Origin of the sequence: Bacillus sp. F56 (assembly GCF_001748205.1) — a bacterium.
Classification (GTDB): domain Bacteria; phylum Bacillota; class Bacilli; order Bacillales; family Bacillaceae; genus Bacillus; species Bacillus stercoris.
On the sequence record NZ_BDFC01000007.1, the window covers coordinates 17,569 to 32,767 of the forward strand.

The 15,199-nt window shown below is 47.2% G+C and carries 13 protein-coding genes; 1 reads left to right on the forward strand and 12 read right to left on the reverse strand.

The features are described from left to right. Positions 1–34 precede the first annotated feature (34 nt). The 8 genes from bfmBB to BFW96_RS11235 all read right to left on the reverse strand — a co-directional run bounded on the left by bfmBB (position 35) and on the right by BFW96_RS11235 (position 10,105). Positions 35–1,309, reverse strand: coding sequence for a branched-chain alpha-keto dehydrogenase complex dihydrolipoyllysine-residue (2-methylpropanoyl)transferase (bfmBB, locus tag BFW96_RS11200; RefSeq protein ID WP_069839452.1), 1,275 nt, complete (start codon positions 1,307–1,309; stop codon positions 35–37). 21 nt (positions 1,310–1,330) lie between these two features. After that, entirely contained in the window at positions 1,331–2,314 is a 984-nt protein-coding gene (gene bfmBAB, locus BFW96_RS11205; RefSeq protein ID WP_069839453.1) for a 3-methyl-2-oxobutanoate dehydrogenase subunit beta, read from the reverse strand. A 13-nt stretch (positions 2,315–2,327) separates the two neighbouring features. Continuing rightward, positions 2,328–3,320 carry a 3-methyl-2-oxobutanoate dehydrogenase subunit alpha gene (gene bfmBAA / locus BFW96_RS21495; RefSeq protein WP_040082690.1) on the reverse strand — a complete coding sequence of 331 codons (993 nt, stop codon included), beginning with the start codon at positions 3,318–3,320 and terminating at the stop codon, positions 2,328–2,330. Between the two features lie 21 nt (positions 3,321–3,341). After that, a complete protein-coding gene (gene lpdA / locus BFW96_RS21500; protein WP_069839454.1) occupies positions 3,342–4,766 on the reverse strand; it encodes a dihydrolipoyl dehydrogenase in 1,425 nt (474 codons plus the stop codon). Positions 4,767–4,786: 20 nt separating this feature from the next. Then, a complete protein-coding gene (gene buk, locus BFW96_RS11220; protein WP_069839455.1) occupies positions 4,787–5,878 on the reverse strand; it encodes a butyrate kinase in 1,092 nt (363 codons plus the stop codon). A gap of 18 nt (positions 5,879–5,896) precedes the next feature. After that, positions 5,897–6,991, reverse strand: a complete 1,095-nt coding sequence (gene bcd, locus BFW96_RS11225) for a branched-chain amino acid dehydrogenase (RefSeq protein WP_069839456.1) — start codon at positions 6,989–6,991, stop codon at positions 5,897–5,899. Positions 6,992–7,002: 11 nt separating this feature from the next. Then, positions 7,003–7,902, reverse strand: a complete 900-nt coding sequence (yqiS, locus tag BFW96_RS11230; protein WP_069839457.1) for a phosphate butyryltransferase — start codon at positions 7,900–7,902, stop codon at positions 7,003–7,005. Positions 7,903–8,026: 124 nt separating this feature from the next. Next, positions 8,027–10,105, reverse strand: a complete 2,079-nt coding sequence (locus BFW96_RS11235; RefSeq protein WP_069839458.1) for a sigma-54 interaction domain-containing protein — start codon at positions 10,103–10,105, stop codon at positions 8,027–8,029. Positions 10,106–10,257: 152 nt separating this feature from the next. Here BFW96_RS11235 and BFW96_RS11240 point away from each other — a divergent pair, with 152 nt between their 5' ends. Then, positions 10,258–10,494 carry a DUF2627 domain-containing protein gene (locus BFW96_RS11240; RefSeq protein WP_014664541.1) on the forward strand — a complete coding sequence of 79 codons (237 nt, stop codon included), beginning with the start codon at positions 10,258–10,260 and terminating at the stop codon, positions 10,492–10,494. Between the two features lie 41 nt (positions 10,495–10,535). On the opposite strand, the gene prpB is transcribed toward BFW96_RS11240, so the two are convergent. From prpB to BFW96_RS11260, 4 genes are read right to left on the reverse strand one after another with little or no spacing between them, the layout of a single operon-like run. Next, a complete protein-coding gene (gene prpB, locus BFW96_RS11245) occupies positions 10,536–11,441 on the reverse strand; it encodes a methylisocitrate lyase (RefSeq protein WP_069839459.1) in 906 nt (301 codons plus the stop codon). A gap of 16 nt (positions 11,442–11,457) precedes the next feature. Further along, on the reverse strand, positions 11,458–12,873 hold the full coding sequence (locus tag BFW96_RS11250; RefSeq protein ID WP_083252871.1) for a bifunctional 2-methylcitrate dehydratase/aconitate hydratase: 1,416 nt from the start codon (positions 12,871–12,873) through the stop codon (positions 11,458–11,460). 14 nt (positions 12,874–12,887) lie between these two features. Further along, on the reverse strand, positions 12,888–14,006 hold the full coding sequence (mmgD, locus tag BFW96_RS11255; protein ID WP_069839461.1) for a citrate synthase: 1,119 nt from the start codon (positions 14,004–14,006) through the stop codon (positions 12,888–12,890). A 34-nt stretch (positions 14,007–14,040) separates the two neighbouring features. Next, the gene (locus tag BFW96_RS11260) at positions 14,041–15,180 is read right to left on the reverse strand and encodes an acyl-CoA dehydrogenase (RefSeq protein ID WP_069839462.1); all 1,140 of its coding nucleotides are present in this window, start codon (positions 15,178–15,180) and stop codon (positions 14,041–14,043) included. Positions 15,181–15,199: the final 19 nt, after the last annotated feature.

Consider the following 15,199-nt stretch of genomic DNA (forward strand, 5'->3'; position numbering starts at 1 on the left):
GAAACAAAACTTCAAAAATGCTCTTTTTGCTTATTTAGTAAACAGATGTCTTTTGGTCAATTGATTCTAAAATTTGTTTCACTCGTCCCAAGAATCGTCCGCACACGAGACCGTCAAGCACTCTGTGATCTAAGGACAGACACAGATTAACCATGTCTCTGACAGCAATCATGCCATTTTCCATGACAACCGGGCGTTTGACGATGGATTCTACTTGAAGAATCGCAGCCTGAGGATAGTTGATGATGCCCATCGACTGAACAGAGCCGAACGAACCTGTGTTATTGACGGTAAACGTGCCTCCCTGCATGTCATCTGCAGTGAGCTTTCCATCTCTTACTTTTTTGGCAAGGCCGGTAATGTCTTTCGCAATGCCTTTAATTGTTTTTTCATCAGCGTTTTTAATTACCGGAACAAATAAAGAATCCTCTGTGGCAACTGCAATTGAAATATTAATATCCTTTTTCTGAATAATTTTGTCCCCCGCCCACATGCTATTCATTTGCGGGAATTCTTTTAACGCCTGAGCGACTGCTTTGACAAAAAAGGCGAAGAACGTTAAATTAAAGCCTTCTGTCTTCTTAAAGGAATCTTTTATACTGTTGCGATATGCAACCATATTTGTGACGTCGACTTCCATCATCGTCCAAGCATGCGGAATTTCTGTTTTGCTGCGCTTCATATTGGAAGCAATTGCTTTTCTTACGCCTGTGACAGGGATTTCTATATCACCTGCTGCAGACGCAGGATATGAAGTCTCTTCTTTTGGCTCAGGTTTTGGTGCAGACTTCGGTGCAGGAGCTGCTATGTTCGGCTCCTCAGCCTTCCGTTCTTGCACGCCGCCTGTTTCAATTAAGCGCTGAATATCTTTTCGTGTGATGCGCCCGCCGGCACCTGTTCCCGTCACTTGATCAAGGTCAATGCCGTGTTCACCAGCTAAACGGAGTACAGCTGGCGAGTAACGCTTCTTATTGGGCTGATCGGTTGCTTCGGCACTATTTGCAGCAGGCGTCCCAGCGGCTTCTGGCGCTTCTGGCTGTTCTTGTTTTTGTTCGATCGGATTCGCGCCTTCTGTTTCAACTTTGCAAATCACTTCTCCGACTTGCAGGGTCTGGCCTTCTTCTCCCACAAGCTCTGTTATCGTTCCAGTAAAAGAAGACGGAACCTCTGCATTTACCTTATCTGTCATGACTTCCGCGATCGGATCGTATTTGTTCACTTTATCACCGGGGGCGACAAGCCATTTGCTGATCGTCCCTTCTGTTACGCTTTCTCCAAGCTGCGGCATCGTCATTTGTTCAATTGCCATGATTGTATCCTCCTTACGTCTTTAAAACTCCGCTAATTCTCTCATCGCCGCTTCCACTTTATCAGGGTTGACCATAAAGTATTTTTCCATTGTCGGCGCATAAGGCATAGCCGGAATATCAGGACCTGCAAGCCGTTTGATCGGCGCGTCTAAGTCGAACAGACAATGCTCGGATATAATTGCGGCTACTTCGCCCATGATGCTGCCTTCTTTTGTATCTTCTGTGACCAAAAGAACCTTTCCAGTTTTGGACGCAGCTTCGATGATGGCTTCTTTATCAAGCGGGTAAACCGTTCTTAAATCTACCACATGCGCTGAAATGCCATCTTTTTCGAGACGTTCTGCAGCCTGTAAGGCAAAGTGGACACACAGGCCATATGTGATCACTGTGATATCGTCGCCATCCCGTTTTACGTCCGCCTTTCCGATTGGCAGGACATAATCATCTGCCGGAACCTCTCCTTTTATCAGGCGATACGCCCGTTTGTGCTCAAAAAACAGCACTGGGTCTTCGTCACGAACTGCGGCTTTTAAAAGGCCCTTGGCGTCATATGGTGTTGAAGGCATGACAATTTTCAGTCCGGGCTGATTGGCGAAAATCGCTTCGACTGATTGAGAATGATACAGGGCCCCGTGCACACCTCCGCCGTATGGCGCTCTGACGACAATCGGACAGCTCCAGTCATTGTTGCTGCGGTAGCGGATTTTAGCCGCTTCAGAAATAATTTGGTTGACCGCCGGCATAATAAAATCGGCAAACTGCATTTCAGCAATCGGTCTCATTCCGTACATTGCCGCTCCAATACCAACTCCTGCGATCGCAGATTCAGCAAGCGGTGTATCCATCACGCGTTCTTCCCCGAATTGTTCATAGAATCCGGCTGTTGCTTTAAACACACCGCCTTTTCTCCCTACATCTTCCCCAAGGACGAAGACGCGAGAATCTCGTTCCATTTCTTCTTTCATCGCCAAATTGATTGCATCAATATATGACATTACTGACATTTGTTCTTCCTCCCTACTTCGCATACACATAATCAAGCGCTGACTCAGGAGCTGCATAAGGGGCGTTCTCCGCTTCATCGGTCGCTTCATTAACGATTGCCATAATTTCATCCAGCATGGTTTGTTCTGTCTCATCGGACAGCAGGCCTGTTTCCTTTAAGTAAGTTTGATAAGTAAGCAGGGGATCACTTTTTTTCGCTTCCTCTACTTCTTCACGTCCTCTGTAGCTGCTGTCATCGTCATCACTGGAATGCGGTGTAAGGCGGTAAGAAATCGTTTCAATTAATGTCGGGCCTTCTCCTCTGCGTGCCCGTTCGCGTGCTTCTTTAACCGCTTGATAAACTTCCAGCGGATCATTTCCATTCACAGTGACGCCAGGCATCCCATAGCCTACGGCACGGTCAGAAATGTTCTCGCATGCGACTTGCTTATCGTAAGGCACTGAGATTGCGTATTTATTGTTTTCACACATGAAAATCACAGGCAGCTTATGAACAGCGGCAAAGTTTGCCCCTTCATGGAAATCGCCTTGGTTTGAAGATCCTTCCCCGAATGTAACAAAGGCTGCGATATCCTTTTTCTCCATCCGTCCCGCAAGCGCAATGCCGACTGCGTGCGGCACTTGCGTTGTAACTGGAGATGACCCCGTCACAATACGGTTTTCCTTTTGTCCGAAATGTCCCGGCATCTGGCGGCCTCCCGAGTTCGGATCCGCCGCTTTGGCAAATCCGGACATCATTAAGTCCTTTGCTGTCATGCCAAACGCGAGCACGACACCCATGTCTCTGTAGTACGGCAATACATAATCCATTTCACGGTCAAGTGCGAAAGCCGCTCCTACCTGTGCTGCTTCCTGTCCTTGACAAGAGATTACGAATGGGATTTTGCCAGAACGGTTTAACAGCCACATTCTTTCATCGATTTTCCTTGCTAACAGCATGGTTCTATACATATCAACGGCTTCCTGATCAGTCAGCCCTAGTGCTTGATGTCGGTTTTTACTCATTCAAGCCCCTCCTTTATGCTTTTAAAAATGAATGGCTTTGCCATCTACGGCAAGCGCTGCTTCTCCAATTGCTTCAGAAAGTGTCGGATGCGGGTGAATCGTTTGCCCGACCTCCCACGGCGTAGCGTCCAGCACTTTGGTAAGACCCGCTTCAGAAATCATGTCAGTGACATGCGGGCCAATCATATGAACGCCGAGAATATCATCGGTATCTCGATCCGCCACGATTTTGACAAAACCGTCGCTTTCACCGTATACAAGCGCTTTTCCAATCGCCATAAATGGGAACTTACCGATTTTGACATTATGCCCGTTCGCCTTCGCTTCATCTTCTGTTAAGCCGACACTGGCAGCTTCAGGGCTTGAGTAGATGCACTTCGGTACCAGCGTCGGATCAAGCGGATGCGGATTGAGGCCTGCAAAATGCTCAACAGCAATGATTCCTTCATGCGAAGCAACGTGAGCTAACTGCAGGCCACCGATTACGTCTCCGATTGCATAAATATGAGACTCCTTCGTTTGGCAGCTTTCATTGACTGAAATCACGCCATTTTCAGTGATAATATCGGTGTTCTCTAGGCCGATGCCTTCGATATTTGCTTGTCTGCCGATGGAAACAAGCATTTTTTCAGCAGAGTAGGTGGCGGTTTCTCCGTCTTTTTCCGCTTGTATGCTGATATCATCTGATGTTTTTGTCATTGTGTCAGGCAGCACCTTTGCCCCTGTTATGAACTGGATGCCTTTTTTCTTAAGAAGACTTTCCATTTCTTTTGAGATCTCTAGATCTTCAGTCGGCAATATGCGATCCGCGTATTCGATAACTGTTACCTTCACGCCAAAATCATGAAGCATAGACGCCCATTCGATACCGATAACACCTCCGCCGACGATAATGATTGATTTTGGCAGCTCCTCCATTTGAAGCGCCTCATCTGAAGTCAGTACAGACTTACCATCCGCTTCAAGGCCTGGAAGCATTCTCGGTCTTGATCCTGTTGCAATGATCACTTGTTTCGGGATCAGCATGTCATTTTCTTCGCCATTTCCCCGTTCAACAGAAATTGTTCCCGGCAGCGGAGAGAAGATTGACGGTCCAAGGATACGACCGTAACCTTTGTACACGTCAATTTTTCCTTTTTTCATTAAATGGTTTACACCCGCTGCAAGCTTATCAACAACGGCTTGCTTACGCTGCTGCACTTTTTCAAAGTTGAGGGACACGCCAGCCGTCTCTACTCCGAACTGGTCGGCTTCACGCGCTGTCCGGTATACCTCCGCGCTTCTAAGAAGCGCTTTACTCGGGATACAGCCTTTATGCAGACATGTTCCCCCGAGTTTTTCCTTTTCAACAACGGCTGTTTTTAAGCCGAGCTGAGCGGCTCTGATGGCCGCAACATAACCGCCAGTACCGCCGCCCAGAATGACTACGTCATACTCAGTTGCCATGGTGACTCACTCCTGTCTGTCTATTCAATACGATATTGTTTGGATTGCTCTTCGCCCTGCAATACTCTGAGCGCCCCTTGGGCAAGAGACTGCAGTTCATTTTCACCCGGATAGACTAAAACGTCTGAAATCCAATCTATGTATGATCTGATAGTAGAAACAAAGCTTTTGCCGTACGCAAGGCCCCCCGTCAGCACAATCGCTTCAACTTCACCTTTTAAAACCGCGCTGGCTGCTCCGATTTCCTTTGCTATCTGATATGCCATGGCATCATAAATGAAGCGGGCTTTTTCATCGCCCCCCTGAATCATTTGTTCCACTTTTACGGCATCATTTGTACCGAGATAGCCTAAAAGCCCGCCGGTGCCCACCAGTTTTTTCATGATTTCTTCTTCTGTATATTCTCCTGAAAAACATAGATCAACAAGATCCCCCGCAGGCACTGTTCCTGCACGTTCAGGACTGAACGGCCCCTCTCCATGAAGGCCGTTATTGACATCCACGACTCGCCCGCGGTCATGGACGCCAATTGTAATACCTCCGCCCATATGGGTAATAATCATTTTCATGTTCTCATATCGTTTGCCAAGAGAGGCTGCCGCTTTACGGGCGACAGCTTTTTGGTTTAACGCGTGAAAAATGCTTTTCCTTTCAATTTCAGGCATGCCTGAAACTTTTGCGAGCACTGACATTTCGTCTACGACAACAGGGTCGACGATATACGAAGGGATATTCAGGCCGTCAGCAATTTCCCGCGCGATAATGCCGCCGAGATTAGAAGCATGCTGGCCGGCGTAGCCGCTTTTCAAGTCCTCAATCATGTCATCATTCACTACGTAAGTCCCGCCTTCAATCGGCCGGAGAAGGCCGCCTCTTGCGCAGACTGCATCAAACTTTGAGATATTGATTCCCTGTTCATGAAGCGTTTCGAGAATATGGTTTTTGCGAAATTCATATTGATCAATAATTTGGTCAAATCGCTGCAGCTCTTCTATGTTGTGTCTCAATGTTTTTTCAAAAATGCTTCGTTCGTTATGAAAAACACCGATTTTCGTTGAAGTTGAGCCTGGATTAATTGTGAGAATGCGTTTTTCGTCATGTAGCACTTTCATAACCTCCAGATCAATTTCTTAACGTCTGCTTAATACACTGTGGCCGTTTTGCAAAAACTGGCTTCTTGAGCGGCGCATGCGTTCAATCCGTTCCTCTGCCAAGCGGTCAGCCGCTAAATATGCCGGAATGCCGTGACGCTGAGAAATCTCGAGTACACGCTCGATATTGCTATAAATGCCTTCTACTTTTTTCAGTGCGCGTTCAGCATTATAGCCGTAAAGCTCATCTGCGACGTTGATGACACCGCCCGCGTTAATCACGTAATCCGGTGCATAAACGATGCCCATTTCGTGAATTTGATCACCATGGCGTGTTTCTTTTAATTGGTTGTTGGCCGCACCTGCGATCACCTTCGCCTTCAGCTGTTTAATCGTGTCGTCGTTAATAGTCGCACCAAGGGCACACGGCGCGTAAATATCGCAGTCTTGTGAATAAATATCATCCGGATCAACTGCACGGGCGCCAAAATCTTCAACTGCACGCTGTACAGATTGTTTGTTGATATCCGTAACGATTAAGTTTGCCCCTTCTTCATGCAGGTGGCGGCAAAGGTTATAGGCTACGTTCCCAACACCCTGTACAGCAATGGTTTTCCCTTCAAGAGAGTCGGTTCCGAAAGCAGCTTTAGCTGCTGCCTTCATTCCTCTGTACACCCCGTACGCTGTGACTGGGGAAGGATTTCCGGAAGAGCCGAACGCAGGAGAAATCCCTGTGACATAGTCTGTCTCATCATGAATGATATCCATATCCTCGACCGTTGTACCCACATCTTCAGCTGTGATGTATCTGCCGTTCAGCCCTTGAATATAGCGGCCAAACGCGCGGAACATTTCCTCATTTTTGTCTTTGCGAGGATCGCCGATAATGACTGTTTTTCCGCCGCCCAGGTTTAAGCCTGCCGCCGCGTTCTTATAGGTCATGCCTCTTGCCAGTCTGAGCGCGTCTTCAATTGCAGCTTCTTCATTTTCATATGTCCACATTCTCGTTCCGCCAAGTGCTGGACCGAGTGTTGTATCATGAATCGCGATAATCGCTTTTAAGCCTGATTGTTCATCTTGGCAGAATACCAATTGTTCGTAATCATATTTCTCCATATATTTAAAAAGTTCCATGTTCGTTCCTCCTAATGTGTGTATTCTTTGGATGCGCATATTGCCAACGCAATGGAATACAGTTTATTTTCGGCAGAGTCCGCTCTGCTTGTTAAGGCAATCGGTGCTTTGGCTCCTGTAATGACAGCCGCCACGCTGGCTTTAGCAAAATAAATCAGTGATTTATATAAAATATTGCCGGCCTCAATTGTTGGGACGAGAAGGATATCTGCGTTGCCCGCTACGTCTCCCGAAATTTTTTTCTGAGCCGCGGCAATTTGTGAAACTGCGTTATCCAAAGCAAGCGGTCCATCAACAATACAGCCTTTGATCTGGCCTCTTTTGAACATTTGAGCCAGAGCTGCTGCATTCACGGTCGCTTCCATTTTTGGGTTCACCGTTTCGACCGCTGCCAGAGCAGCTGCTTTTGGCATATTGTTCCCTACTGCATGGGCCACATGAACGGCATTTTGCAAAATCTGCCGAAGCTCTTCCAGCGAGGGAGCGATATTCATTGCCGAATCTGTCACAAACATCAGCCTGTCAAAATCCGGTATATCAAAGACAGCCACGTGGGAAAGGACACTTGATGACCGAAGCCCCTCCTGTCTGTTTAATACCGCTTTAAGCAAAACAGAAGTCGGCACATTTCCTTTCATTAAAACGTCCGCTGTTTTATGATGTACAGCACGAACCGCTAATTTCGCCGACTCCTCAGGTGTATCGGCATGGACGATTTCCACTTGATGACCTTGCATGGATGATGTCAGCTCGTTCAGTTTTTTGCTGTCGCCCGTTAACAAAAAACGGGCGGATAGGTGCTCGGCAGCCAGCTTTACAGCCCGGATCACTTCCTCATCCTCAGCATGAGCAACCGCAATGGTCTTGTTTTTGTGCATCGACGCTTTGCCGATTAAATCTTTCAGCTTCATCTGCTACCACCTTTCTTGTTTCGACTCCACCTTTTATTATGCAAGTTCCGTGCCAGCTCTTAAGGGTGCTGTCATACCTGGTATATTGACACATTCGTGCAGAAGTTTGCGTTTATTCTGCAGATTATTGCATGCCTTCATTTGCAAGGCCATATTTATCCATTTTGTAATATAAATTCCGAATGCTGACACCGAGGGCTTTCGCTGTTTTTGTCCGGTTAAAATGATGCTTTTCGAGCGTTTGCTGGATCAAATGCGCTTCAAATTTTTCTACTGCGACAGACAGCTTTTCGCCTTCAATATCTGGAAAATCAAAACCTGTCCTCTGATCTGTGTCATTTTCTTTTTGCTCAAGTTCAAATATAGGCAAATGATCTTTTTCAATCCATTCCATATGCGGATTGAGAAAAATCATGGCTCGTCCAAGGACATTTTCAAGCTCGCGGACATTCCCAGGCCAATGGTAAGCAGATAAGGCGCGTAAGGCTTGCTGCGAGAGCCCTTTTACATTCCTGCCGTAATCCCGGTTGATCTTTTGGATAAGTCTGACGCTTAATGCTTCAATGTCCTCCAACCGCTGCCGCAAAGGCGGAATGGAGATGGGATAGCGGTTGATCCGGTAATACAGGTCTTCGCGAAACTTTCCATCCGCCATCGCCTTTTCAATATTTACATTTGTTGCCGCAATCACTCTGACGTTGACAGGGAACGCTTTCGTGCCGCCCACTCTGACGATTTCCTTTTCTTGAAGGACGCGCAGCAATTTGGCCTGCATATTTTGTGTCAGCTCACCGATTTCATCTAAGAAAATACTGCCGTTATTTGCTTCTTCAAATAAACCCTTTTTACCGCCCCGCTTCGCCCCTGAAAACGCACCATCCTCATAGCCGAACAATTCTGATTCAAGCAGGTTTTCAGAAAGGGCTGCACAATTCACGCGAATAAATTTATTGTATTTCCGGTCGCTTTCGTTATGGATGGCATGGGCAAACAGTTCTTTTCCTGTTCCTGACTCTCCGCGCAACAAAATCGTTGCCGGCGTTTTCGCACCGAGCTTCGCCTGCTCAAGCGCAACCAGCATTTGCTCGCTTTTGCCGATAATGTCGTCAAACGTGTATTTCGCTTCAAGCGTGCGAATAATTTGCCTGGCGCGGTTAAGCTCCGCTGTCAGCATTTTAATTTCGGACACATCGTGAATCACACCGACGCTGCCTTTCAAAATACCGTCCACAATCACCGGTGCTACATTGACGATGACCTCTTTTTCATTCGGGCCGACCTTCATTCTGACACCGCGGACAGGGCGTCTTGTTTCAAGCACCTTTAAATGCATGCTTTCGCCTTCGGAAATATCCGTGTTTGCAGGCTTGCCGATAACTTCTTTTTCAGATAGCCCGGTCATTTTCGTATATGCTTTATTGATTAGGAGCCCGATGCCGTTTTCATCAACGACAGAAATCGCCTCATCGGAGGATTGGATAATCGCCTCCAGCATCGTACGGACCTGCTTTAAGTTGGTCACTTCCTCCGCCAGCTCGACCGCATCGGTGATATCTTTAAACACACAAAGAGCCCCGAGCAGACGTCCGCCTTCATCAATAATCGGCAGCCTTGTGGTCACAATTTGCAAATGATCGCCTAAAAGCTGCTTCTGGTTGTATTCAGGCACTCTTGTTTTTAAAATTCGCGGCATCTTAGTGCTCGGAATGACTTCTTTTATTGGCCGTCCGATGACTTCCTCGCGTTTTTTCCCGACCATTTTTTCGGCCATATGGTTAAAGAGAATGATCTCTTCATTGATATCAATAAAAATCATCCCGTCATGGGTGGAATTAAAAATTCTGTCGTGTTTGTATGTTTGCTCTTTTAGCATTTGAATCAGGTGCTGCTTTTCTTCCATCAGCTGAAAAACGATGTATGCCATTTTCCCCGGCATGACAATGGTATCTTCATGCTTTCTTTGAAGGAGTTCGTCAAACACGGCTTGATCGCCGGTGGTATGAATGACGATATCCGGTTTTTGTTGTATGTAAGGTTTCCAATCAGATGAAACGGCAATCCCATACTGTTCTGCTTCTTTCAATCCCGGCGCCTTGGGGTCTTTGTCAACTACGGCAATGATATCTATGATGGCTGTTTTGATCAGAATATGTAATAACGCCGTTCCCCTTTTGCCGGCACCTACTATCAGTACCTTTTGCATCCCGATACCCCTTTGTATGAAAAAATTTGCACACCTATTTATTCCGTTGCAATAATTTGCACAACCCTATGTTACCACGTTTTCTTCTCTTGACAAAATATTTTTTCCGCTGGACAATAAAGGAAATGAAAAGATAAAGGGGTTTTCTGAAGATGAGCCGACTTCTTGCGCTTTTGATATTAGTCATCCCCGGGGCCATTTCCGCTTTAGGCATTAAACTGATGAGAGATACACTTTTCGGCCATGCAATAAAGCCATTTTCAGCTCTATGGCTTCAGGGATTGTCAGGATTCATCTTTTTCGCGATCGGCCTCTATGTGCTGGCCGGGTTCATTCTATACAGAGACAGAAAACGCAACCAAGTCAGCCCGCGATTCAGAAAACGATAACTGCAAAAAAGCCGGAGAATGCTCCGGCTTTTTTTGTCGCACTATTCGTCAGGCAAAACGGTCTTGGCAATCGTTTTATCTAATGCTTCATAGTCATAATAAGAGATGGTATCGTATAGTTCTTTTCGTGTCTGCAAATGATGAAGTCCTTCTTTTTGTGAGCCGTGCTCCTTCATCAAACCAAATATCCGCTCATAAGCTTTTGCCGCCGCTCGAAGCGAGGTGACAGGATATATCACCATGCGAAACCCCATATCTTCGAATTCATCGGCACGATAATACGGCGTTTTCCCAAACTCCGTCATATTCGCAAGGAGCGGAACGGAGATATGCTCAGCAAACTGGCGGAATTCATTCTCTGCCTGGAGCGCTTCCGGGAAAATCGCGTCTGCTCCCGCCTCAATGTAGGCCTCTGACCGTTTTATTGCAGCATCAAGCCCTTCCTGCGCCCTGGCATCAGTGCGGGCAACAACAATCAGAGAGGGCGCCGCTTGTTTCATGGCTTTTATTTTTTGCGCCATTTCCTTGATCGGAACGAGCTGTTTGCCATTTAAATGCCCGCATTTTTTTGGAAGCTGCTGGTCTTCTATTTGAACGGCTGCTACCCTGGCTTCAAGCATCTCCCGGGCGGTTCGGGCGGCATTTAACACACCGCCAAATCCCGTATCGATATCCACAAGCAAAGGCAGATCAGCAGCACGCACAAGGTCTTTGGCCCGATCCGCCATTTCTGCCGACGTAATGATCCCTAGATCAGGAAGTCCCCTGCTGGCTGTATAAGCTGCACCAGACAAATATATAGCAGAAAAACCGGCCTCCTTCGCGAGCAACGCTGCCATCCCGTCATGGGCGCCGGGAATTTGAAGAATGTCCGGCGCCGACATCAGCTTGCGGAAACGCCCGGCAAGCTCTTCTTGTGACGATTGCTGATTGACGATCCACGACATGACACAAATCCTCCTTTTACATGCAGAACATGTCTACGAATTCATTTACGCGCATCGTTTGTAAAGTCTCGCTGGTACAGCGCTCATAAATGTGTTTGCACTGTTTATCAGGAAAATGGCTTTTGAGATTGTCAGAAAACTTTTCCAGCAGTTTTGGCACTGCCTCCTCTCTTCGAAAACGATGGCCAAGAGGAAACTCACATTCCACCATTTCCGTGCTCGTTCCGTCTTTAAAATGAACCTGAACGGCATTTGAAATAGAACGCTTATCAGGTTTCAAATAATCCTCGGTATATGCTTTATTTTCAGTCACCTCCATTTTATCACGTAATTTATCTATTCTCGGATCACTCGCAGTTTCAGCTTCATAATGCTGTGCGGTGATATCACCAAAAAGCAAACCGATTGCTGTAATATATTGGAGGCAGTGATCACGGTCTGCCGGATTGTGAAGCGGGCCTTTTTTATCAATGATTCGGATAGCGGATTCATGCGTACTGATGACAATACGATCGATCTCATCAATTCGGTCCTTTACCCGCGGATGTAAAATAACGGCGCACTCTGCCGCTGTTTGAGCGTGAAATTCTGCTGGATAAGACACTTTAAATAACACATTTTCCATGACATAAGCGTCGAGCGGACGGGCGAGCTTGATCTCTTTCTTATTGAATAGAACGTCCTGGAACCCCCAACCCGGTGCGCTCAATGCTGTCGGATACCCCATTTCCCCTTTTAACGACATCAGCGCCAAATGAACACCTCTGCTCGTTGCATCTCCTGCTGCCCATGATTTGCGAGAGCCTGTATTTGGTGAATGCCGGTATGTTCTTAATGCTGCATTGTCAATCCATGCATTCGAAAGCGCATTTTTGATTTCTTCTCTCCCGCCGCCCAAAAGCTTTGCTGCAACAGCTGTTGTCGCAATTTTAACAAACAGCACATGATCAAGACCCACTCGATTCAGGCTGTTTTCTAACGCAAGGACGCCTTGAATTTCGTGCGCTTTAATCATCATCTCGAGTACGTCGCGTACCGTTAAAGGCTCTTTTCCTTCAGACAGCCTCACTCTTGATACATAATCACAAACAGCAAGGATGCCTCCCAAGTTATCGGATGGATGCCCCCACTCCGCTGCCAGCCACGTATCATTGTAATCGAGCCAGCGAATCATGCAGCCGATATTAAACGCTGCCCTCACAGGATCGAGAACATAGGACGTTCCCGGCACTTTGCTTCCATTTGGCACAGTCGTTCCTGGAACAATCGGCCCAAGCAGCTTTGTGCACTCTGGATACCGCAGCGCCAAAATCCCGCAGCCCAGGGTATCCAGCAATACATGCCCCGCTGTTGTATACGCTTCGGAACTTGTAATCTCTTTCTCAAGCACATAGTCTGTGATTTCTTCGATAACACGATCCGTTTTCTGCATTCTGCCAGCTCCTTTCATGATTCTGTTTGATATCGCAGGCCCATGTAACTGACACGGGGACGGAAGAGTCGATTATTGGAATGCTGTTCAATCACATGAGCGCATAAACCGGATGTTCTCGCGCTGAAAAAGACAGGCGTATATAAAGGGATCGGTATGCCGAGCATCCAATAAACCGGGGCAGCATAGTAATCCAAGTTCGGGTAGAGCCCTTTTTCCTTCTCCATCAGCCGCTCACCTGCTTCACACATCTCATATAAACGATGGTCACCGGCTTTATCGCATAATTGCTGCAGCGCCTCTTTCATCATGAGTGCTCTCGGATCCATTTTTTTCATATACACACGGTGGCCGAAGCCCATGATTTTTTCTTTTCTTTTCAGTTTTGTTTGCAGAAGTTGCTCAAATTCAGACGTCGTTTTTGCCTCCAAAAGCATATACATTACAGCTTCGTTTGCCCCTCCGTGAAGATTCCCTTTCAGGGAAGCGACAGCTCCTGTCAAAGCGCCATAAAGATCCGAGTGAGTAGATGCGATCACTCTGGCCGCAAAAGTTGAATTCGGCATCTCATGCTCACTGTACAGGACGAGCGACCGGTCAAAAATCTGTTCTTCCAATGAGGACGGCAATTTTCCTGTCATCATGTATAGAAAATTCGCACTGTAGGACAAGGATTGAAGCGGAAGAATCGGCTCTTTTTTATTGATGATCCTGTAGCTGGCAGCAGTGAGGGCAGGCATTTTCCCAAGAAGCTGATATGCGCGCTCCTTGTTAGCGGAAGGAGACCGATCATCAATTTGCCGATCATAACCGGCAAGTGCCGACAGGCCGGTACGCAGGCTATCCATTGGATGCGTGTGCTCAGGGAGCAGCTCAAGCAGACGGAGATGATTAGCAGGCAGGCTTGACGCACTGTTTATTTTACTTTCCAGCGTCTCTCTTTCACTTTCTTCCGGCAGCCTCCCTTCCAGCAATAAATGGACAAGCTCCAGATAACTTTTTGTTTTAGAAAGATCTATTAAATCATAGCCTCGTATCAAAATCTGGCTGGACTGCGTGTCAAGATAAGAAATGTGAGTTTCTGCTGCAATCACACCATCCAACCCTGGAGAGTAGTGCTGTTTCTCCTCCATATCCTCAACCTCCGTTTTTGCGTTTTTTTGGTTATCAGGTCCCGCCAAGCAAATACTTGGAAATAATCAGTCTTTGAATCTCATTCGTCCCTTCATAGATTTGCGTCACCTTTGCATCGCGAAGCAGCCGCTCAACGGGGTAATCCTTCATATAGCCATATCCCCCATAAATTTGGACGGCGTCTAACGCCGCCTTCACCGCTGCATCGGAAGCAAATTGTTTAGCCATAGACGCCTCTTTTCCACATGCCAGGCCGCGGTTATGGAGGTCTGCGGCGTGGTAGACAAGATGCCTTGCCGCCTCAGCCCTAGTCGCCATGTCAGCCAGCTTAAATGATATGCCTTGATTGGCTGCGATCGGCCTTCCAAATTGCACTCGCTGCTTCGCATAAGCAACGGCATGCTCAAGAGCCGCCTCTGCAATACCGAGCGCCTGTGCCGCAATGCCGATCCGCCCGACATTTAAGTTCGCCATGGCAATGTTGAAGCCGTCACCCTCTTTGCCAAGCAAATTAGCTTCAGGCACTTCTGCGTTATCAAAAATCAGTTCCGTAGTATTAGAGCCATAAAGCCCCAGCTTTTTTTCTTTTTTCCCAACGGTAAAACCGGGTGTGTTTTTTTCAACAATAAAAGCCGAAATCCCGTGCCTGCCTTGATCCGGAGCCGTTAAAGCAAATGTGATATAGATATCAGCTGCTCCGCCATTCGTTATGAATATTTTCGATCCGTTTAATACGTATTTGCCGTTCTTTTTAATTGCCGTTGTGCGAAGGCTTCCGGCATCCGATCCTGAGTGAGGCTCCGTCAGCGCAAACGCCCCTAAATGGTCTCCTGAAGCAAGCTTCGGTATATATTTCATCTTTTGTTCCTCATTGCCGAAGTACAGAATCGGATTTGTGCCGACCGAGGTATGAACGGAGAGAATCACGCCGACAGCCGCGCTGATTTTTGAAATCTCATGAATCGCCAAAATATAAGAAACAACGTCCGCCCCGGCACCGCCGTACTGTTCCGGCACCGGTATTCCCATCAGCCCGTGTTCGCCCATTTTTTTGATCAGCTGAAAGGGAAATTCGTCCGTTTTCTCCATAATTTCCGCAGCGGGAGCAATTTCTTTTCGGGCAAAATCACGCACCATTTTTCGCATCATGACTTGCTCTTGGGTTATATGCAACTCGGCCACCCCCGATGGA